Source organism: Pseudomonas sp. BSw22131 (assembly GCF_026810445.1).
Lineage (GTDB): Bacteria > Pseudomonadota > Gammaproteobacteria > Pseudomonadales > Pseudomonadaceae > Aquipseudomonas > Aquipseudomonas huanghezhanensis.
The window spans coordinates 4,283,611-4,300,836 of the sequence record NZ_CP113949.1 but is presented as its reverse complement, the minus strand read 5'-3'; the positions used below and the strand labels follow the sequence as shown (position 1 = coordinate 4,300,836).

Here is a 17,226-nt window from a genome sequence, read left to right as displayed (position 1 = left end):
CCTTGGAAATAGCTCGGCGCATCAGGTGCCCGTGATCTCTATCCCGTTCTCGCTGGCAATCAGCTTTACGGTGCGGGTGTCACGGCCGATCTTTTTGGCGATATCGCGCAGCGGCATACCCTGTTCAGCCAAAGCTTTTACCTGTGGCGCCTTGGACGTGCGGCGAGCCCTGAGCTTTTCATGGTGAGTGGTAGTGCCGAACATTGGCGCTTCGGCGCTCACTCCCGGGGCAATCTGCTGCGTGAACCCGCCGTCGGCAAAGAATGCGTCGATCTGGCTCGCAATCTGCGCCGCAAGTTGTTTGTGCTGGTCTGGAATGTCCTCGCCGATCATTGCACCAGCCTCAGCACGGGCTGAGCATCGAGTTGCTGGGCAAAGTTGACCGCCTCCTTCCAGCTGGTGAACGCTCCACGCAGATCACCAGTGACCAGCTCGACAACGCTATAAGAGCCGCGTGCCATGCTCAGCACCTGGAAGCGAACCTTGCTACCAGGCATTGCCCGGTCGGTGCGCTTGCTGAACTCGCCGCGTGCGGCGCTTGAGCGCTGGAGCAAAACCCCCAGCTCAACGATACGATCCTGAAATGCCTGATGCATGGCGTGTCCTCTTGTGGTGTTGCGTCTATTCGTCAGCGCTCTTGTGGGTGAGGGCTGACGGATAATCGCGGGCGTAAAAAAGCCCAGTCGAAACCGGGCTTTAGCGGGTAAGCATGCCTCCATACGTCACCCTGAGCCGTCCGCTGCATTAGGCAGCTGGCGGTTGATATGTCGTTTACATGGCTGAATCCTCTGTGTGGTGGCGACCGCGGGGAAGTCCTCGTCAGTCGGAGCAGGGGGCCGCTTTCGCGGTGTGTTCTCTTCCGCATCGGAGATTGATCGAAGCACCGGGACGCTGGCCCGCTTGCTTCCCGCCGCGTTTTTGGTATTGGCCGTCATGCGAATATCGGCTCAGGACATTTACGGGGCTTTGCGATCCTAGCGCTGCAGCTCGCTTGAGCACGCTTCGATCAATCTCCAATGCGACCTGGTGCTGGGGAGTACCAGGTGCTCGGGCCCGGGCTTGCACCGGACTTCCACGTCACCATTACTTTTATATGGGGTTCATACGTGTAGTTCGCCCATTTCCGGAGGCTTTCGCCATCCCGCTGCGCACTCTGTGAATGCGCAGGAGGATGGTTCAGTTGCCGGAGTCACGAATGCGCTGAATATCAGCCAGCGCATTTCTATATGCTTCGTGCATCAAGCGGAGCGCTTCGCATCTTGACTGGATGAATCCCATGCCATCTTCATGATCGGCTGGCAATCCATACATCTTGTAGTGCGCTATAAGCTGTTCAAGTCGGGCCAGTTCATCCGGCCATGCCGCGCTCATTGCGCAGCTTCGAAGGTGGCGGACGAAGCCGATACGCCGAAGCGCGACCAGCTTGTCGGTGAATACTGCTCGACCACCTTGGCAATCCGAACGATAAACTCGGCGCCAAATCTGAATTTCTTGCCTTGGTAGACCCGAGGCATCGTTAGCTTCTTGTCCAGGCAGGTAGCACCAACGATCCGCCCGTCGCTCAGCTTAATTCCGTGCTTAAGGGCGCGACCGCAATGCTCGCAGTTGCAATCATTTTCGTAGCCAACTATTGAAATCTGGTTCATTGCGGTTCTCCGGTTGATTTCCCGTCTGGCCCTGTCGCCAAGGCCAGCCAGTGAAATCTGTTGGTTGTCACTCCAGCAAACCTTGCGTGCCGATATCCGGACACGGAAGCAGGCCGTGTTGCGTACTGATCCCTGAACTCAACGGCCGTCTGGCGTCAGGGTCTGTCTTTGTCGATGTTAAAGAGCGTTCCGGTTGCCCGAGGCCTGTCGGCCTGTCTCGGCGTGTTTCGCTTAGATAAGTGGACAATACGCTCGCGTATCGTATCGGTCAATACGCAAGCGTATTATTTTTGGTGCAGGCGTAAAAAAGCCCGCGCTAGGCGGGCAAAGAGGGATTCGAGAGTCAGTCTTCTTTCTGGACGGTCCAGAGCAACTGAATAATTGCATCGTCACGGTGGGCGATAGTCACGTTATCGTTCTCAGCGATTTCGTTCAGGATGCGTTCCCAGTCGGCCGGGTCGTCATTGGCCGATCGCTCCAGCAGGACTGATTTGGACAGCTGGGCTTTAGGGGTGTTGATTGCCCGCTGAATGCGCATGCCGAGAAGGTCGTATGAAGACGGTTCTTTCGATGCCAGGGGTTTCTGCTTCGCCATGGATTACCTCCTTGTCTACTGTATAAATCAACAGTATTTCAATCCGCTTTTCATCGCAACCAAAAAGAGTACAAATGTTCTCTTGTGTGTTGCGGACATCAAAAAGCCCGCGGAGCGGCGGGCTCTATCTGTCTGCCTTATTGCGCCAAGAAGCGCTTGCAGATCTCTGCGGCCAGGACGTGAGGAGAGTCGTGCGGAACTTGGAGGGTCAGACGAATAACCCGGCCGGTTCCGTCATCAATCTTTAGGGCGGGAAAGTCGCAGAAGCTCGGTTCGGGATCAAGCCAGACAATAGTCTTTGGGAGGCTGGCAATTAAGGCCTGGCGAAGGACGGGGGCAAATCTGCTTGCTTTGTGTCTTGCATTCATAGCGGAGCACCTTCTGATGCTTGATAGGAATACAAGAACTTATGTGACTGGATTCAGACCGCAAGAGGTTTGCGTGGTGGCATGACTACATCATGAAAACTGACTTAGGCATTTTTCCGTCGACCACAGTGCCCACGATCTCCCAGGTATCATCGACCGGCTTTGTTGGGTAGGAGGGATTCAGAGGCTTCAGATAAAGCTCGCCTGCATCGCGGACCAGCTGCTTAAAGGTCGCCTCGTTCGAGTCGATCATGCGAGCGACGACGAACTGCCCTTGGCGCGCTTCGATGTCAGGCGCTACCAAAATCAAGAATCCCTCCGGAAAGGAATTTCCAGAATTCGAGGTCATTGAGTTGCCCGTGACCCGCAACCAAAACGCATCCTCTCCAGCCCATACGTCAGAGGAGTGTTGAGGGCACAGCGCAATATTGCTGAGCTCAATTGCCTCCCTTGCGCTTCCGGCTTGTACCCAGCTTATTTCCGGATACATGAAAGCGCGGGTCGGTTGCAATGCCAGCTCGACATTCGCATCGAATTGATCAGCGAGATCGGGCCTTGGGCCGCCATCCCAAAGCCACTTGCTGGAGACTCGCAGAGCCCTAGCTATTTTCTCAATATTTTCACGCTTCGGCGCCTTTGATTCGCCTGTGATGATCCGGTGAATCGTGGGCTGCGTAATATTCGCCTGTCTTGCAAGCTCGCCTTCGCTCCAGCCCTTCAAGCTCATTTCCGAAAAAATTCGGTCCCCGATGTGCATTAGCCACCAATAGAAATACGTATTACGGGAGTGTATTGCCTGATCCAATACGTGCGCGTATCATTCAATTAATACGCTGCGACATTGGAGGCAGACATGACTGTTAAAGAAATGCTCAGCGGCTTGTTTGCCCTTGGATTTTCCCAGAAGGCAATTGCAGACCGAACCGAGACAACCCAGCCGACGATCCATCGCGCAAGCAAGGGCGCTGGAGTTCGCTATGAAACCGGCAAGGCCATCGAAGCGCTGTATGAAGAAGCCTCGCAAAAGAGCGCTGCCTAGCGGACACCTTCGAGACACATGTTGATACGAGTGATGGCACGACGCCACGTAAACAAACCAGAGGGTTTATGAATGCAAAGTTTTCTGAAGGCTTGTGACGCAGTTGTTGAAGAGGCTGAGACCAAGAGCCTCGCGACGCTCATGAACATGCCGCCGGTAAGCCTGCTTCAGCGTGCCAACGCGAACTACGACGGTGCCTGGTTCAACGTCAAGCACCTGTATGCCTTGCTGCTGCATACCGGTGACGTCCGCCCGTTGTCTGCTCTCGCTGGTGAGTTCGGTTACACGATCGTGAAAGCGGTTGAGCCCGTGCCGATCGACATCCACCAAGCACTTGGCCGCGCCACCCTGGAGTTTGCCGAGGTCACTGTCGAGACGCACTCGGCAATGGCTGACGGTCGAGTCGATCAGGTCGAGCGCGCTCGAATCTTGAAAGAGATCGCTCACGCCGAGAATGCGTTGGCGCAACTGAAAGCATCCGTGAAGGTGGACTGATCGTGAAGAAGCCCGAGCCTGGCGTTATCTACTCCGAAGTAGAGCTTCGGCAGCTTCTCGGCTGGCGTGAACTGCTTCGACGCAAACTTCGACGTCTTCTCCGGTGGTGCGGTTTGTCAGAACGACCTGACCGTGATCCTCAAGTGCGCCGAACACCACGTCATGGATGCTCACCTCTCCATCCTCAACATCAACAACCGTATAGCCGTGATCAGTCCGCACGGCGTAGCGCGGTAGATGAGGGTGGTAACCGCAAATGACTCCTTCAATTTTCATGTTCGGCCTCCGAGGCCTTTTCGTGTGGAAGCCAAAAGCTACCACGGATGCGCCGGACACCTACATCGCCTGAATTACAGGCACAAAAAAGCCGACGGTCAGGTCGGCTCTTTCTACAGCGTTTGCGAGGTCGATTATGCACACAACACCCATCCCGAGCAATAGGGCCGCTGATTCGTCAGTTTTGGCAGGGGTACGAAATATGTCTCGCCAGTTCATGTCGTCGCGCGAAATTGCCGATCTGACCGGTAAGCAGCACAAGAACGTCAAGCGTGACATCGCGTCAATGCTGGCGGACTTGAAAAAAGATGCGCTCAGTTTTGAGCGCACCTATCTGGACGGCCAGAACCGCAACCAGACCGAGTACCTGCTTGATCGCGAGCACACCGACTGCCTTCTGACCGGTTACAGCGCACCGTTACGCATGGCAGTTGTTCGCCGCTGGCGCGAGTTGGAAGAACAGGCCGTCCCGCGAATCCCCGCCAATTACGCCGAGGCGCTCCAGCTCGCGGCCGATCAGGCCAAAGAAACCCAGCGTCTGCTTGGCGTCTTGGAACTTCAGGCGCCCAAGGTAGCAGCCATCCGCCGCCTTGCCGCCGCCGAAGGTGCAATCTGCATTACTGACGCGGCAAAGCAGCTCGGTATCGCGCCGTCGAAGCTCTTCGACTGGCTTCAGGCGAACCGCTGGATCTATCGGCGCACCAGCTCTACTCGCTGGATAGCGATGCAGCCCCGCATCCGTGACGGCTTCCTAAAACACAAGGTAACCGCACTCAAGCCTGATATTGAAACCGGTCTTGAACGCGCTGCATATCAACCCCTCGTTACCCCGAAAGGCCTCGTACGCTTGGCCGAAGAGAACATTGGAGCCGTGCTGTGAGTGTTGAAGCAATGTCGTGGGCGATGAAAATACCGACGGACTCTCTGCCAAATCCTGCGGCACGTCACGTACTGCTGTGCATGGCGAACTACGCGGGCCCTGAAGGTCGTGGTGCCTTTCCATCCGCGCTGACGATCTCCAGCCAGACAGGCCTTTCAGAGCGGACTGTGCGCCTGAAACTTGATGAGCTGGAGCAAGCGGGCTTCATCGCTGAGGGAAATCAAGCCATTGCTGCTGCCTACATAGATCGGCGTGACCGCCGCCCAGTTGTATACGACCTACAACTTAAACGGGGTGCAAATGCTGCACCCCGTAAAGAACGGGGTGCAGATAACCGAACGGGGTGCAGCTCACAGCAGAACGGGGTGCAGGAAAACGCAGAACGGGGTGCAGCAGCTGCACCCAATACATCACTTAACCATCAGTTAACCGAACAGCTGCAGCAGCGCGAGATTTTGGACGCCGTCGTTGAGCAGGACCTCGAAGTCCTGCAAGCGACTGACGACCGTCAACGCTTCGCTATGTTCGCTAGTTGGGAACCATCGGCTAAGGCTCTGTCAGCACAACTCCAAATCGCTGCACTGCCAGCTGACGCCGCAACCACCAAGCTGATTGCCAGCTTCAAGGGTTTCTACCTGGCTCGCCCGTCCACTGTCGACAGCAACGGCGGCTGGGCTTACCGCCTCGCCTCATGGATCAAGCGAGATCGAACCACCAGCGCAGGTACCACGGCGCCCGTCGACAGCACCGACGACGAAGACACCAGCTGGATGGAAGGGGTGAACTCATGAAAACAGTCGCCACCTACGCAGCGTCTGCGATGACCAAGGTTCACGCTGGCGAGTTCGTTGAAGCGGGCACCGCCGTATCCGCCCAGGCCAAACAGGATCAGGCCCGGCAGACCGGCCAGGTGATCAACCACCTGTTTAAGGAATTGCGCTCGATCCGCACGGCTTGGCGCCAAGCGTGGCCGGATAAGCAGTCCTATCTGGAATCGAAAAAGACATGGCTTCAGGGGTTCATCGAGAACGGCATCTGCACTCAGGAACAGATCGATATCGGCCTGATGCGCTGCCGCGCCGAGGATTCGGACTTCATCCCCAGCGTGGGCAAGTTCATTCAGGGATGCGTGCCCACTCCTGAGATGCTGAACCTGCCCAGCGTTGAATCCGCCTACGAACAGGCTCTGCGCAACTGCCATCCAGCTATGCGCGATAGAGCGAAGTGGTTTCACCCGGCGGTGTATCACGCCACTGCGGCCGCCGGCTTCCTCAGCCTTCCGCTGCTTTCCCGTCAGCTAGGGCTGGCCAGCTTTGAGAAGCGCTACCAGATTCAGGTGTGCAAGGTCTGGCGTGGCGAGCAGTTGGCGCCGGTGCCCGTGGCAGAGCTGGCTGCGCCTTCACCAAAAATAACCCCTGACGTTGGCAATAAGGCTTTGGCCGAACTGCGCGCCCGCCGCGCCGGAGCATCCGCATGACCAGACTGACGAATGCCGCCCGTGATCGCGAATGCCAGGTGCGCTTTCCGGGTTGCCGCTGCGAGCCATCCACCACGGTGCTTGCGCACTACCGCTTGGCTGGCACGTGCGGGATGGGAATGAAGCCCAACGACTTCCAAGCGGCTTGGGCCTGCGGGTACTGCCACGACGTAGCTGATGGCCGGCTCCGCGCACCGGGCGAGCTGAGTCGCTACGAGGTTCGCCTCTATCTGGCGGAAGGCGTGATGCGAACCCAGGACATCCTAATCCGCGAAAAAAAGGTGAAATTGTGATGAGAACTCAAATCGTTACGAGAGTATTTGACGCGGTTCTGATAGCCGCGTTGGTATCGGGTAATGCGGACGTGAAGACATTTGCATTCTGGATGATCAGCATCATGGTAACGCTGATGTTTCTCGGCTGCTTCGCAGTGAATGCGGACATAGCTGAAAAGATTCAAGGGCGATCACTTGGCAAGAAGACATTCGGGACATTCGTCAATCTTGCCTACATTGCCGCTCTTATCTACGCCGGGTTTCCTGTCCTCGCCGCGATCTACGCTATGTCCGCTTTTTTGATCCGGACAATCGCGCAAGCCAAGCTGAACGCTGCTGCGCAATGAAAGCCCCAACGATGAAGGCATTCAAGCCAAAGTCACTGCGCGCGCCACGTGTCGACCGCGAGGGTCTGGAGCAGGCCGCACTGTTGTCCGAGATTCAGCTGAAGCATCCCGAGGCTTTCGCGCTGATCTACCACGTCCCGAATGGTGGACACCGGCACATCAAGGTCGCCATGGACTTGAAAAAACAGGGTGTCGTTCCAGGAATTCCAGACTTGGTGCTGACCATGGCCCGCGGCGGGTATTTCGGCCTGTACATCGAGTTTAAGGCCAGCCCGCCGAACGACGCGCCGGTGTCGCCCGAGCAGCACAAGCGCCTCGCCGCGCTCAACGCTCAGGGATATCTCGCCATCGTTTGCCGTGGGCACTTCGACGCCATGGAGCAGTTGCGCGCATACCTTCGACTTTCTCCGACCGTGGTGGCTGCATGAGCAAGACCCGCGCCGTGAAGTTCAGTGACGCCGAGATCCGCCGGCAAGCAGCCGACCCTGCGGTGCACGACCTACGCGATCCGCGTCACCCCGGCCTGTACCTGCGTTTCGGACAGGATCGCCAGCGCGGGTCGTGGTATCTGGTCAAGGGCAAGGCGTGGAACCACATTGCGCGTTTCCCCGATCTGGGCGCCGCTGCCGTGTTGGCCGAACTGCCTGCGCTGCGTCAGCGCCTGCTGCGGGATTCTTCGGCCACCGTCGCGCTCGGTGGCCTGGCCACGTGCGGTCAGTTGATCGACTGGTACGGCAACCGCATGAGTCTGGATCGGTCTCTGTCGGCGAAGCGCAAGGCTGGTGCCAAGTCGGCCATCAAGTGCCACCTGAAGCCAAGACTCGAAAACGTCCCGGTGCGCGAACTCACTGCCGCCGTGTTGGACAAGGAGCTGATGTGGCCATGTCAGCAGGAGTTGTCGCTCTCGTACGTGCACCAGTTGTTCGTGCTGTTGGTGGTCGCCTTCCTGCAGGCCTACAAGCTGGGGCTGATCGACAAGAACCCGATGGCGGACATGAAGTTCGTGGACTTCACCAAGGCCCGGATCATGCCTAAGGCTGCCCGGTTGCGCGGCGTGCACCTGGTGGAAGTGGTACCCATGCTGACCGATCTTTTCGAGAGCCGTCCGGGCGAGGCCATGTTGGCAATCATGATGCTGTGCCATGGCACCCGCGTCGGCGAGACGCGGATGGCACGCTGGTCTGACATCTCGATTCCGGACGGTGAGTGGTTCATCGCCGCCGAGAACACCAAGACCCGGACCGAACACCGCTTGCCACTCACCGCCCAGGCCAAAGCGCTACTGACCCGCTACAGGGCAATCCAGATCAGCCAGGGTTACGAGGGCATTTACCTGTTTCCGTCACGTCGCGGCCGGGCCATCAGCGAAGGGCAGGCCAGTGCAGTGTTCAGCAGGATAGGGCAGGGCGAGTGGACCAGTCATGACCTGCGCAAGGTAGCCCGCACCGCCTGGACAGACCTCGGCATCGACGGGCACATCGGCGAGATGCTGCTCAACCATTCGCTGGGCAAGATCGCCTCCACCTACATCAACACCCAGGCTCGGGCTCAGCGTTTGGCGGCGTTGGAGAAGTGGCACAACTGGTTAGATGAGCGCGGCTTCAAGTCGATTCACAACCTGACAGACACCCAATATGAAGATTCGCAAAACCCTGTGCAGGCCACGGGCGGCGTGGGCTGCGAGCCTGTTTCCAACATTGTGAATGGCGAGGTTTCAAAATGAGCGAAAAGCAACTCGTAGCCTTCGATGAAGCCGATAACGATGCGGCTCGGATCGCCGCCATAGCTGAGCTGGAAGGGTTGCGGAGAGATGCCGAGCGCTACCGGTGGTTTCGCGATCACTCGATCCAAATCGTGCACACCTCCACGCTCTCTTGGGCCTTCCATTTGGACAAATTGATCGATGACGCCATGGGCGACCGCGGGTACCACCCGATTCGTAATAGCCCATGTCACGAAACCAGTGAACGACGGATATCCGTTGATATAGCGGAAGACCGGTTTGAAGGCCCTGTCATTGGACTGGCTATACATGCGCCTTCCAAGGCTCAGCCGTGTCGCCCATGGTTGAGCAAAAAGAAAGGTCGGGGTGCGCAATGAAGAAGAGCCACGGCCCCGACTTCCGCCGCCAGCTGAAGCCGCTTATGGAGTGCGCGCTTTGCCGCGGCGCTGGCAGCACCAGTGGAATCTTCCACCAGATCGACTGCACGGCGTGCAATGCCTCGGGCTGGATCTGCCAGGCGACGGGCGAGCCCCTGCCGCTGGAGGAGTTGGTGCCTCAGTTGAGCATGCGGCTACGTAACACCACGGCAGCACTCGCCAGGGCGAACAATCGTGGCACAGAAGAACAGAACAACCGCCGCGGCGCCGGCGCATCGCATCACACCGGCGACTGACCGGTACGACTATTTGATTGGGGAGAGCAGCACATGAAGTTGATAGGAGCTCGTCAGGCCTGGACCGATTCGCAGCATGAGTCCGGAGCCTCAATCTCAGCCGTGGCCATCGAGACCGCGAAGTCAGGCATCAAGAAGAGCAAGGCGCGCATTCAGCGTCGTGACTCGCTTTTCCCGGCGATGGGCCCCGAGGAGAACGAAAAGGCTGGTCGCTTTCCAGTGCTGGGCCAGCGCATCAGTATCAGCGAGACGCGCAGAACGCCTGCAGGTCGATCCACGGCCCGTGCTGCCCACTTGACGATGATGGGTAAGTTTCAGAGAGCAATCGCAACGCTGCCGTTTCAGGTCCAGCAGTTCGGCCACTATATGTACTCGCCGATCCCGAACATGCGCTACGTGATGAATGCCGTGCTGCTGATCGCCACCCGTGCGGAGTTGTCGGAGCTGACCCCGCTCCGCCGCGCCCGGGCTGTGTACCTGGTTACTCCGGCGTTGCAGTCATTCAAATGCGAGGTTACCGGCGCGCCTGAGTGGGGACCGGCGCGCGTAGCCGACTTCCTTAAAGAGTTCTACGGCGTGACGATCGAACAGAAGAATTGGAGCAGAGACTGGTTGCCGACGTGGATTTTGCTCAAGGCCACCATAAAGGCAGTGGATATTGAAGCCCAGTCGCCGCTTTGGCAGGTTATTCACTCGGAGATTGATGAAGGGGCAGCATAATCCTTTGCTTTGAAGGTAAAACGCAGGTATATTTCCCATAGTGCGAAAGTTACCTCAGCCGCACACCAATTTAGACCCCGGCCACCGAGCCGGGTTTTTTGTGCCCCGAAGAAACTCCAACCTACCGAGGAATGCCGCATGCGTAAATTCTGCACGTACCTGGGCTTTGCGCTTGCCGCATGCCTGTCCTGCTTCTCCATCTCGGTGCTGGCTGAGCCCATCAGCCATGCCTGCAGATCGGTTGCCGCGATGGCAGACTTGCCGAGTGTCGCGCTTCGCCGCATGGAGCTGACCTTGGTCGCTTGGCGAACGGGTAGCTCTCCCAACGACGACCCACTGAAGAGCAATCTGCGCGCTTCCAGCAATCACTTCGTGATGACCACGGCCAAGGCGATGCCCGAAAGTGTCGGCCTAGCACCCTGCTGAACAAGCCTGATTGCGATGAGAAAGCCCGGACATGCTCCGGGCTTTTTTGTACTTCGGAGGAAAGCCGCCGCGATTGGATGCTTTCCCGGACGTATAGATGACGCCCCCTAATTCGGCACACCCACACCCGTCGCCCCGAGCTGGGAGTGCTGGTGATGCCGTCTCAAACTGCTCCTCCTTGCCCGTCCCCTCGGGCCCTTTATTTCTGAGGTAACGATGGACCCAACCGACCTCGGCCCAGGCACAGCTACCTGGCTGGGCGGTACTGGGACTGTTTTGCTTGGCGGCTTCCTGTGGCTCAGGAGATTCCTGCAAAAGGACGCCACTGACCGGGCTATGGATAACGCCGATATTGGAACCGTCCGACGCCTGAACGAGCTGCTTAACACCGAACGCGTGCGAGCCGACTCAGCCGAAGCTCGTGCCGATCAGTTCGCCAAAGAGCGTAACGACGCTGTTGCCGCAGTTGGCCGTATGGAAGGGAAGATCGAAGCCCTAACCAGCCAGGTATCCCAGCTCACTGACAAAGTAACCACGCAGAGCGAAGAGATTGCTCGCCTGCGTATTCAGGTGGGAGGAATCAACTGATGGAATCATGCGCAATGAAATTTATCGCCCGTCACTGGTGGAAGCGACTGGAGATTTGGGTTATCGCCATGCTTCTGGTAGCTGGGGGGTTGACCCTTGGTTATCAAGCCGGTGTCTGGTCAGCGAGTAGCGAGCAGACTAAGCAGCTGGCGGAGGTCCGCGCCGCTTACGATGCCGCAATGGGTAAGCGTGACCTCCGACTGACTAAGCTGGCGGAGAGTACGCAAGAGGCTGCGTCCAAGGTTCAGGAGGCATCCGGCGCGGCAGTACAAGCGGCGGGTGTCGCCAGCAAGGCAGCCGAAAAAGTGAGCGAGGCGGTAGACAGGCAGGCGCCTTAATGAAGAAAAGCTGGTACGTAACAGCGGCAGGCTACAAGCCGTTTCCAATGATCATGCAAGAAGATCGCGACCACGCTTCTGCTTTGGCTTTCGCCCAATCCATCTGGCCTGGCTGCACCGTTGAGTGAGGACGTCCAATGATCCGCGTGCAGACGTCAGGGCTTGCCGAAAACCTCGCAGAGCTGACGGACATCGAGCGCAACCAGATCCCGTTCGCTACTGTTCTCGCCCTTACTGAGACGGCCAAGCTGATCAAGGAACGGTTGGTCGGTGAGATGCGGACAGTGTTCGATAGGCCGACGCCTTACACGCTCGATAGCCTAAGGCTGATACCGGCGACCAAGCAGAAGATGGAAGCGCGGGTTTGGATCAAGGATGAGGCAGACGGCGCGGCCCCGGCCACACGCTGGCTTACGCCTGAGGTGTATGGCGGTGATCGCAGCCACAAGCGCAGCGAGGCGCTATTCCGCGCACGCGGCATTCTTCCTGAAGGGAAGTTCGTCGTGCCTGGTGCGGGCATGAAGCTCGACAGCTACGGCAACATCGGTCGCGGTCAGCTTCAGAAGATCCTGTCTGGTCTTGGGGCTCAAGGTGATCGGCATCAGAACAGCACGGATAGCAAGCGGAGTGCTGGCAATCGCACGCGTTACTTCGTCATGCGCCGAGGCAGCGAGCCTATAGGCATTGCTGAGAGAACTGGTACCAAGCGCTCTCAGGTGCAGATCCTGATTGCGTTCATCAGCAAGCCTGGCTACTCGAAGGCGCTCGACTTCTTCGGCATCGGCGAGCGGGAGGCAGATGAACAGTTGCCCATTCAGTTCGCCAAGGCGTTTGAACGTGCCATGGCGACGCGGCGTCGGTGAAATAGGTTGATTGCAGCAATCTGGTGCAATGGGTCCTTTCCCCCACCCCCCTGGGGTGAGGGTAATTCGAGCCCCGGCTTTGAACTATGTATGACTTTTTTTCAGGGGGGTTGGTTGTTGTATTGTCGAAGGCCTGAAACGCCCGGAATAGAGCGGTTTTTGCCGTTTAATACACCAACCTGACCCCCGGAAATACCAACTAAACACCAACCGGCTCGCGGCAGCTCCCAGCCTCGTCAATGGAGGAGGCAAATGGAGCCCAAACCTCACTGGCTGAACAAGAGCCAAATGGCGGCAAGCCTCGGCATCACCGTCCAGGCCTTCGACAAGTGGAAGGTCGAGTCTATCGCCAAGATTGGCCGGGAAAACTTCTACGACGTCCGAACCATTTTGAACAACCGGCTTGCCCAGGCTGAACAAAAAAACGCCGGGTCCGAAACCCCTGACGGTATTGATCCGCTAATCGAATACAAGCTGATGGAAGAGCGGCGGGGCTTAACGGCGGCTCAGCGTATTGGTCAAGAGAAGAAGAACGCCATCGCCGAGAAGCAATTGGTGCCGGTTGATTTTGCGATATTTGCCCTGTCAAAGATCGCTGCACAGCTTGGCTCTTTGCTGGATACGGTCCCGCTTAAGCTCAAACGCAAACACCCGGATATCGATGTAAGACACATCGAATCTTTACAGCGCGAGATAGCCCTGGCGCGGAACCTCGCCTCCGAATCCGGCGATCAATTGCCGGAATACCTAGATGAGTACCTCGAATCCTTGGTTGATTGACCTGCAAAAGGCGATCAAGGCCGGGCTTCGTGCGCTTTATAAAGAGCCGCCATTGACTGCGGTTCAGTGGGCAGACACCCACTTTTATCTGTCATCCGAGTCGTCTTACCAGGAAGGAAAGTGGGAAACCACCCCGTTTCAAGTTGCCATCCTCAACAGCATGGGAAACGACCTGATTCGGGTTATTAACCTTATCAAGTCTGCCCGTGTCGGTTACACCAAGATGTTGATGGCGAACATCGGCTACAAGATTCAGCACAAACGCCGTAATGTCCTGAGCTTTTGCCCTACTGATCCCGACGCCGAAGAGTTGATGAAGCGCCACGTCGAGACGATGGTGCGCGACGTTCCCACGCTGTTGGAGCTCGCACCCTGGCACGGTAAGAAACACCGTGACAGTTCGCTGAGCGCCAAGCGCTTTCAAAACGCGAAGATGCTTTGGTGTCTGGGCGGCAAGGCGAGCCGGAATTACCGGGAAAAATCCCCTGACGAAGTCATTTACGACGAGCTGTCAAAGTTCGAAGCCAACGTGGAAGGCGAGGGCGCCCCGACATTTCTCGGTGACAAGCGTCTTGAGGGTGCAACGTTCCCGAAATCCATCCGGGGATCGACGCCCAAGACCAAAGGCACCTGCCAGATCGAGAAGGCCGGCGAAGAATCGCCGTATTTCCTCCGGTACCACGTTCCATGTCCGCATTGCGCGAAAGAGCAGCACTTAAAGTGGGGCGGCAAGGATTGCGACTTCGGCATCAAATGGGAGAAGAACGCACACGGTGAAGTGTCGCAAGCCTGGTACGCCTGCGAGCACGGCGGGTGCGTGGTCTGGTATCACGAAATGGTAGAGGCAGCCCGGAACGGGCGCTGGATCTGCGAAAAATCTGGAATCTGGACCCGCGACGGCATCGACTGGTACGCGCCAGATGACACGCTTCGGGGCACGCCGCGCATTGTCACCTTTCACATCTGGACCGCGTACAGCACTTTCACCACCTGGCTCGACATGGTCACCGAGTTCGACAAGGTCAGGGATAACCGTGAAAACCTGATTGCCTTCGTCAACACCACGCTCGGCGAAACTTGGGAAGACGATCAGGGGGAGAAGGTCGACTGGGAACAGCTCTACATGCGCCGCGAAGTCTTTGCGCAGGTCCCAGCGCGCGGCCTGACGCTGATGGGCTCAATTGATACGCAGGATGATCGATACGAAGGCCGAGTCTGGGCTTTCGGTGTCGGTGAAGAAGCCTGGCTGGTCGATAAATGGGTGCTGATGGGCGATCCAGCCAGCGAGGAGCTTCGGCGCAAGGTCGGTTTGAAGATCCAGCAGCAATACACCCGGGCCGACAACGCCAAGATGCGCGTCGAACGGTGGTGCTGGGACTCCGGCGGCCACTACACCGATGAGGTGTACGCCGAAAGCCGACGCCACGGCGAGATGTGGGTGATTCCGGTCAAAGGTGCAAACAAACCAGGCAAGCCAATCGCCAACTGGCCTAAATCGCGCAATGCGAAGAAGGTCTGGCTTGTTGAAGTCGGCACTGAAAACGCCAAAGAGCTCATTTACAGCCGCTTGAAGATTCAACCCAACACCGCCGGCGCAGCCGTCCCGGGATGCGTGCACTTGCCCGCGAACGATGACATCTGCGGCGAAGATGAACTGAAGCAACTCACCGCTGAAATCAAGGAACTGAAGATAGTAAAGGGTGTGCGCATCTATCGCTGGACCGCAAAGGGTCGGCGAAACGAAGCCCTCGACTGTTTTGTGTACGCCTTGGCAGCACTTCGTATTAGTCAACAGCGTTTCGGCCTTGATCTCCAGTTACTTGCGGGGGTTCGCCGCGCTCCAGCACAACGCGGTACGCGCAGTCGCGCCAGAGGATAGCCATGACAGAAGCACAGCAGCGCCTGGCGGATGTCCGCATGGCAATTGAAAAGGTTTTGAAGGGTGGCCAGATTGTTCGTTACGGCGAGCGCCAGGTAACGCGCGCTGATCTGGCGACGCTTCGTAACCTTGAATCCGACTATGCCGCCGCAGCATCGGCGGAAGGCAATAAATCACGCGGGCGTAACCGCATCAGCTATATGAGGTTCTGAAATGGGTTGGTTCACACGTACCACTCCAGAAGAGCGGATGGTGCGTGAGGTCACGCGCGCCGCATCTGATCTGGTCCAGAGCCAACCCAGAGCGCAGGGTGGTGGTGGCGGCAGCGAAACCCGCTGGCATGGCGCATCCCGGGCTTTGCGCAGCATGTCGAGTTGGTTGCCCTTCCTTGGTAGCCCGAATCGCGACCTGAGCACGCCTGAGCGTAAAACCCTGGTTGCACGCTCCCGCGATGCGATGCGCAATCACCCGATCGCGCGCGCCGCCATTGTCCGGACACGCACCAACGTGGTGGGCACCGGCTTGATCTGCCGTCCGCAGGTTGACCATGAAGTTTTAGGGCTTACGGAAGAGCAGGCCGACATTCTGAACGCGCAGATCCAGCGCGAATGGGAGATGTACGCCGGCGACCCCCGCGAGTGTGACGCCGAAGCCACACTGAACCACTACCAGCTCCAAGCCTTGGCGTTGGTTTCTGCGATGACCGGCGGAGACTGTTTCGTTACCACTCCGTGGATTGATCGGCCGGGCACTATTTACAGCACGCGGCTCCAGCTTATCGAGACCGACCGTGTCTCCAACCCAAACGGTCAGCCTGACAGTCAATTTATGGTTGAGGGGATTGAGTTCGACGAGTACGGTGCGCCGGTTGCGATCCACATCTGCACCGGATATCCCGACGATAAGTTCTTGAAATACCCACTGCGCTGGGAACGAGTCGAAGTGTTCGGCGCGCAGACAGGCCGACGTCGCGTGCTGCAGGTCTGGTGCGATAAAGAGCGCCCGGGTTTGAAGCGCGGGGCACCCTATCTGGCACCAATCCTTGAACCGCTGCAAAAGCTCGAACGGTACGCTAGCGCTGAACTGATGAGTGCCGTCATTTCCGCGATGTTCACCGTCTTCATCAAAAAGACCGACAGTTTCAACGATGGTGGACAGGGTCAACCGCTGTTTGGCGATGAAGATCCTGCGCCCGGTGTCGGTGGAGGGGGCAGTGGGGCGGTTGAGCTGGGTGAGGGCGCCATTGTCGACCTTGCTCAAGGCGAAGAGCCGATGGTTGCGAACCCGGCGCGACCGAATGCTCAGTTCGATCCGTTCTTCTCGGCGATTGTGAAAGAAATCGGAGCCGCACTGGAATTGCCGCTGGAAGAACTGATGTTGCATTACAGCAGCAGCTATAGCGCCGCGCGCGCTGCAATGCTTCAGGCCTGGCGGTTCTACACAATGCGCCGCTGGTGGCTGGTCTGCGATTTCTGTCAGCCGAGCTATGAGCTGATGTTCGACGAGGCGGTTGCGCGTGGCCGGATCAGTGCCCCGGGATATAGCGACCCTGCATTACGCAAGGCTTACACGAAATCAATCTGGATCGGCCCAGCGCGCGGTGCAATCGACGAGCTCAAGGAAGCGAAAGCAGCTCGCGAGCGGATCGACGTCGGCATCAGTAACGAAACAATTGAGACGGCAGCCATGACTGGCGAGACCTGGCAGCAGGTCAACCGGCAACGGGCGCGTGAACTGGTGCAGCGTCGTGCGAACGGAACAACTGTTGAGGTGGCCCCCGCTAAACCGGCGGTTGCCACCAAACCGGAACCCGAAGAAATCGAAGAAGAGGATTGATC

The 17,226-nt window shown here is 57.9% G+C and carries 27 protein-coding genes; 20 read left to right on the top strand and 7 right to left on the bottom strand.

What is annotated here, in order from left to right; genetic code table 11:
- Window positions 1-21: 21 nt before the first annotated feature.
- From OYW20_RS19440 to OYW20_RS19415, 6 genes are all read right to left on the bottom strand, one after another.
- Entirely contained in the window at window positions 22-333 is a 312-nt protein-coding gene (locus tag OYW20_RS19440; RefSeq protein WP_268797549.1) for a helix-turn-helix domain-containing protein, read from the bottom strand.
- Window positions 330-596 (bottom strand): hypothetical protein, encoded by a 267-nt coding sequence (locus OYW20_RS19435; protein WP_268797548.1) that lies wholly within the window; start codon window positions 594-596, stop codon window positions 330-332. The genes OYW20_RS19440 and OYW20_RS19435 overlap by 4 nt, the downstream gene beginning before the upstream one ends.
- Before the next feature lie 580 nt (window positions 597-1,176).
- Window positions 1,177-1,371 carry a hypothetical protein gene (locus OYW20_RS19430; protein WP_268797547.1) on the bottom strand — a complete coding sequence of 65 codons (195 nt, stop codon included), beginning with the start codon at window positions 1,369-1,371 and terminating at the stop codon, window positions 1,177-1,179.
- The gene (locus OYW20_RS19425; RefSeq protein ID WP_268797546.1) at window positions 1,368-1,646 is read right to left on the bottom strand and encodes a hypothetical protein; all 279 of its coding nucleotides are present in this window, start codon (window positions 1,644-1,646) and stop codon (window positions 1,368-1,370) included. Before OYW20_RS19425 ends, OYW20_RS19430 begins: the two co-directional genes overlap by 4 nt.
- A gap of 343 nt (window positions 1,647-1,989) precedes the next feature.
- Window positions 1,990-2,241 carry a DUF1654 domain-containing protein gene (locus OYW20_RS19420; protein ID WP_268797545.1) on the bottom strand — a complete coding sequence of 84 codons (252 nt, stop codon included), beginning with the start codon at window positions 2,239-2,241 and terminating at the stop codon, window positions 1,990-1,992.
- A 453-nt stretch (window positions 2,242-2,694) separates the two neighbouring features.
- Window positions 2,695-3,336 carry a LexA family protein gene (locus tag OYW20_RS19415; RefSeq protein ID WP_408005423.1) on the bottom strand — a complete coding sequence of 214 codons (642 nt, stop codon included), beginning with the start codon at window positions 3,334-3,336 and terminating at the stop codon, window positions 2,695-2,697.
- A gap of 126 nt (window positions 3,337-3,462) precedes the next feature.
- Between OYW20_RS19415 and OYW20_RS19410 the strand changes: the two genes are divergently transcribed.
- A complete protein-coding gene (locus OYW20_RS19410; RefSeq protein WP_268797543.1) occupies window positions 3,463-3,648 on the top strand; it encodes a hypothetical protein in 186 nt (61 codons plus the stop codon).
- A 72-nt stretch (window positions 3,649-3,720) separates the two neighbouring features.
- Complete coding sequence (locus OYW20_RS19405; RefSeq protein WP_268797542.1) at window positions 3,721-4,143, top strand: phage regulatory CII family protein; 423 nt, start codon at window positions 3,721-3,723, stop codon at window positions 4,141-4,143.
- Window positions 4,144-4,167: 24 nt separating this feature from the next.
- On the opposite strand, the gene OYW20_RS19400 is transcribed toward OYW20_RS19405, so the two are convergent.
- Complete coding sequence (locus OYW20_RS19400) at window positions 4,168-4,419, bottom strand: hypothetical protein (protein WP_268797541.1); 252 nt, start codon at window positions 4,417-4,419, stop codon at window positions 4,168-4,170.
- A 217-nt stretch (window positions 4,420-4,636) separates the two neighbouring features.
- On the opposite strand from OYW20_RS19400, the gene OYW20_RS19395 reads away from it, so the two are divergent.
- The 18 genes from OYW20_RS19395 (at window position 4,637) to OYW20_RS19310 (ending at window position 17,224) form a co-directional block, all read left to right on the top strand.
- On the top strand, window positions 4,637-5,299 hold the full coding sequence (locus OYW20_RS19395) for a phage regulatory protein/antirepressor Ant (protein WP_268801184.1): 663 nt from the start codon (window positions 4,637-4,639) through the stop codon (window positions 5,297-5,299).
- 11 nt (window positions 5,300-5,310) lie between these two features.
- Window positions 5,311-6,090: a helix-turn-helix domain-containing protein gene (locus OYW20_RS19390; RefSeq protein WP_268801183.1), complete on the top strand. Its 780-nt coding sequence runs from the start codon at window positions 5,311-5,313 to the stop codon at window positions 6,088-6,090.
- Entirely contained in the window at window positions 6,087-6,776 is a 690-nt protein-coding gene (locus OYW20_RS19385; protein ID WP_268797540.1) for a replication protein P, read from the top strand. Before OYW20_RS19390 ends, OYW20_RS19385 begins: the two co-directional genes overlap by 4 nt.
- Window positions 6,773-7,069 carry a DUF1364 domain-containing protein gene (locus OYW20_RS19380; protein WP_268797539.1) on the top strand — a complete coding sequence of 99 codons (297 nt, stop codon included), beginning with the start codon at window positions 6,773-6,775 and terminating at the stop codon, window positions 7,067-7,069. The genes OYW20_RS19385 and OYW20_RS19380 overlap by 4 nt, the downstream gene beginning before the upstream one ends.
- Entirely contained in the window at window positions 7,069-7,398 is a 330-nt protein-coding gene (locus OYW20_RS19375; protein WP_268797538.1) for a hypothetical protein, read from the top strand. Before OYW20_RS19380 ends, OYW20_RS19375 begins: the two co-directional genes overlap by 1 nt.
- Entirely contained in the window at window positions 7,395-7,826 is a 432-nt protein-coding gene (locus OYW20_RS19370) for a VRR-NUC domain-containing protein (RefSeq protein ID WP_268797537.1), read from the top strand. The genes OYW20_RS19375 and OYW20_RS19370 overlap by 4 nt, the downstream gene beginning before the upstream one ends.
- On the top strand, window positions 7,823-9,121 hold the full coding sequence (locus OYW20_RS19365) for a tyrosine-type recombinase/integrase (protein WP_268797536.1): 1,299 nt from the start codon (window positions 7,823-7,825) through the stop codon (window positions 9,119-9,121). The genes OYW20_RS19370 and OYW20_RS19365 overlap by 4 nt, the downstream gene beginning before the upstream one ends.
- A complete protein-coding gene (locus OYW20_RS19360) occupies window positions 9,118-9,498 on the top strand; it encodes a hypothetical protein (RefSeq protein ID WP_268797535.1) in 381 nt (126 codons plus the stop codon). Before OYW20_RS19365 ends, OYW20_RS19360 begins: the two co-directional genes overlap by 4 nt.
- Window positions 9,495-9,794, top strand: coding sequence for a hypothetical protein (locus OYW20_RS19355; RefSeq protein WP_268797534.1), 300 nt, complete (start codon window positions 9,495-9,497; stop codon window positions 9,792-9,794). Before OYW20_RS19360 ends, OYW20_RS19355 begins: the two co-directional genes overlap by 4 nt.
- Window positions 9,795-9,827: 33 nt before the next feature.
- Window positions 9,828-10,514 carry a hypothetical protein gene (locus OYW20_RS19350; RefSeq protein WP_268797533.1) on the top strand — a complete coding sequence of 229 codons (687 nt, stop codon included), beginning with the start codon at window positions 9,828-9,830 and terminating at the stop codon, window positions 10,512-10,514.
- Between the two features lie 138 nt (window positions 10,515-10,652).
- A complete protein-coding gene (locus OYW20_RS19345; protein ID WP_268797532.1) occupies window positions 10,653-10,940 on the top strand; it encodes a hypothetical protein in 288 nt (95 codons plus the stop codon).
- 216 nt (window positions 10,941-11,156) lie between these two features.
- On the top strand, window positions 11,157-11,528 hold the full coding sequence (locus tag OYW20_RS19340) for a chemotaxis protein (protein ID WP_268797531.1): 372 nt from the start codon (window positions 11,157-11,159) through the stop codon (window positions 11,526-11,528).
- The gene (locus tag OYW20_RS19335; RefSeq protein WP_268797530.1) at window positions 11,528-11,866 is read left to right on the top strand and encodes a hypothetical protein; all 339 of its coding nucleotides are present in this window, start codon (window positions 11,528-11,530) and stop codon (window positions 11,864-11,866) included. Before OYW20_RS19340 ends, OYW20_RS19335 begins: the two co-directional genes overlap by 1 nt.
- Before the next feature lie 137 nt (window positions 11,867-12,003).
- Window positions 12,004-12,729: a hypothetical protein gene (locus OYW20_RS19330; RefSeq protein WP_268797529.1), complete on the top strand. Its 726-nt coding sequence runs from the start codon at window positions 12,004-12,006 to the stop codon at window positions 12,727-12,729.
- A gap of 252 nt (window positions 12,730-12,981) precedes the next feature.
- Window positions 12,982-13,509, top strand: coding sequence for a terminase small subunit (locus OYW20_RS19325; RefSeq protein WP_268797528.1), 528 nt, complete (start codon window positions 12,982-12,984; stop codon window positions 13,507-13,509).
- Complete coding sequence (locus OYW20_RS19320; RefSeq protein ID WP_268797527.1) at window positions 13,481-15,388, top strand: phage terminase large subunit family protein; 1,908 nt, start codon at window positions 13,481-13,483, stop codon at window positions 15,386-15,388. The genes OYW20_RS19325 and OYW20_RS19320 overlap by 29 nt, the downstream gene beginning before the upstream one ends.
- A gap of 2 nt (window positions 15,389-15,390) precedes the next feature.
- A complete protein-coding gene (locus OYW20_RS19315; RefSeq protein ID WP_268797526.1) occupies window positions 15,391-15,600 on the top strand; it encodes a hypothetical protein in 210 nt (69 codons plus the stop codon).
- Between the two features lies 1 nt (window position 15,601).
- On the top strand, window positions 15,602-17,224 hold the full coding sequence (locus tag OYW20_RS19310; RefSeq protein ID WP_268797525.1) for a phage portal protein: 1,623 nt from the start codon (window positions 15,602-15,604) through the stop codon (window positions 17,222-17,224).
- Window positions 17,225-17,226: the final 2 nt, after the last annotated feature.

Bases quoted from the DNA above. Each gene is read 5' to 3' on its own strand.
- OYW20_RS19400 (WP_268797541.1), bottom strand. From the start codon at position 4,419: ATGAAAATTGAAGGAGTCATTTGCGGTTACCACCCTCATCTACCGCGC.
- OYW20_RS19360 (WP_268797535.1), top strand. From the start codon at position 9,118: ATGAGCGAAAAGCAACTCGTAGCCTTCGATGAAGCCGATAACGATGCG.
- OYW20_RS19345 (WP_268797532.1), top strand. From the start codon at position 10,653: ATGCGTAAATTCTGCACGTACCTGGGCTTTGCGCTTGCCGCATGCCTG.
- OYW20_RS19405 (WP_268797542.1), top strand. From the start codon at position 3,721: ATGCAAAGTTTTCTGAAGGCTTGTGACGCAGTTGTTGAAGAGGCTGAG.
- OYW20_RS19410 (WP_268797543.1), top strand. From the start codon at position 3,463: ATGACTGTTAAAGAAATGCTCAGCGGCTTGTTTGCCCTTGGATTTTCC.
- OYW20_RS19380 (WP_268797539.1), top strand. From the start codon at position 6,773: ATGACCAGACTGACGAATGCCGCCCGTGATCGCGAATGCCAGGTGCGC.
- OYW20_RS19320 (WP_268797527.1), top strand. From the start codon at position 13,481: ATGAGTACCTCGAATCCTTGGTTGATTGACCTGCAAAAGGCGATCAAG.
- OYW20_RS19425 (WP_268797546.1), bottom strand. From the start codon at position 1,646: ATGAACCAGATTTCAATAGTTGGCTACGAAAATGATTGCAACTGCGAG.
- OYW20_RS19335 (WP_268797530.1), top strand. From the start codon at position 11,528: ATGGAATCATGCGCAATGAAATTTATCGCCCGTCACTGGTGGAAGCGA.
- OYW20_RS19420 (WP_268797545.1), bottom strand. From the start codon at position 2,241: ATGGCGAAGCAGAAACCCCTGGCATCGAAAGAACCGTCTTCATACGAC.
- OYW20_RS19415 (WP_408005423.1), bottom strand. From the start codon at position 3,336: ATGAGCTTGAAGGGCTGGAGCGAAGGCGAGCTTGCAAGACAGGCGAAT.
- OYW20_RS19375 (WP_268797538.1), top strand. From the start codon at position 7,069: ATGAGAACTCAAATCGTTACGAGAGTATTTGACGCGGTTCTGATAGCC.
- OYW20_RS19355 (WP_268797534.1), top strand. From the start codon at position 9,495: ATGAAGAAGAGCCACGGCCCCGACTTCCGCCGCCAGCTGAAGCCGCTT.
- OYW20_RS19330 (WP_268797529.1), top strand. From the start codon at position 12,004: ATGATCCGCGTGCAGACGTCAGGGCTTGCCGAAAACCTCGCAGAGCTG.
- OYW20_RS19365 (WP_268797536.1), top strand. From the start codon at position 7,823: ATGAGCAAGACCCGCGCCGTGAAGTTCAGTGACGCCGAGATCCGCCGG.
- OYW20_RS19395 (WP_268801184.1), top strand. From the start codon at position 4,637: ATGTCGTCGCGCGAAATTGCCGATCTGACCGGTAAGCAGCACAAGAAC.
- OYW20_RS19310 (WP_268797525.1), top strand. From the start codon at position 15,602: ATGGGTTGGTTCACACGTACCACTCCAGAAGAGCGGATGGTGCGTGAG.
- OYW20_RS19325 (WP_268797528.1), top strand. From the start codon at position 12,982: ATGGAGCCCAAACCTCACTGGCTGAACAAGAGCCAAATGGCGGCAAGC.
- OYW20_RS19370 (WP_268797537.1), top strand. From the start codon at position 7,395: ATGAAAGCCCCAACGATGAAGGCATTCAAGCCAAAGTCACTGCGCGCG.
- OYW20_RS19430 (WP_268797547.1), bottom strand. From the start codon at position 1,371: ATGAGCGCGGCATGGCCGGATGAACTGGCCCGACTTGAACAGCTTATA.
- OYW20_RS19435 (WP_268797548.1), bottom strand. From the start codon at position 596: ATGCATCAGGCATTTCAGGATCGTATCGTTGAGCTGGGGGTTTTGCTC.
- OYW20_RS19315 (WP_268797526.1), top strand. From the start codon at position 15,391: ATGACAGAAGCACAGCAGCGCCTGGCGGATGTCCGCATGGCAATTGAA.
- OYW20_RS19340 (WP_268797531.1), top strand. From the start codon at position 11,157: ATGGACCCAACCGACCTCGGCCCAGGCACAGCTACCTGGCTGGGCGGT.
- OYW20_RS19390 (WP_268801183.1), top strand. From the start codon at position 5,311: ATGTCGTGGGCGATGAAAATACCGACGGACTCTCTGCCAAATCCTGCG.
- OYW20_RS19350 (WP_268797533.1), top strand. From the start codon at position 9,828: ATGAAGTTGATAGGAGCTCGTCAGGCCTGGACCGATTCGCAGCATGAG.
- OYW20_RS19385 (WP_268797540.1), top strand. From the start codon at position 6,087: ATGAAAACAGTCGCCACCTACGCAGCGTCTGCGATGACCAAGGTTCAC.
- OYW20_RS19440 (WP_268797549.1), bottom strand. From the start codon at position 333: ATGATCGGCGAGGACATTCCAGACCAGCACAAACAACTTGCGGCGCAG.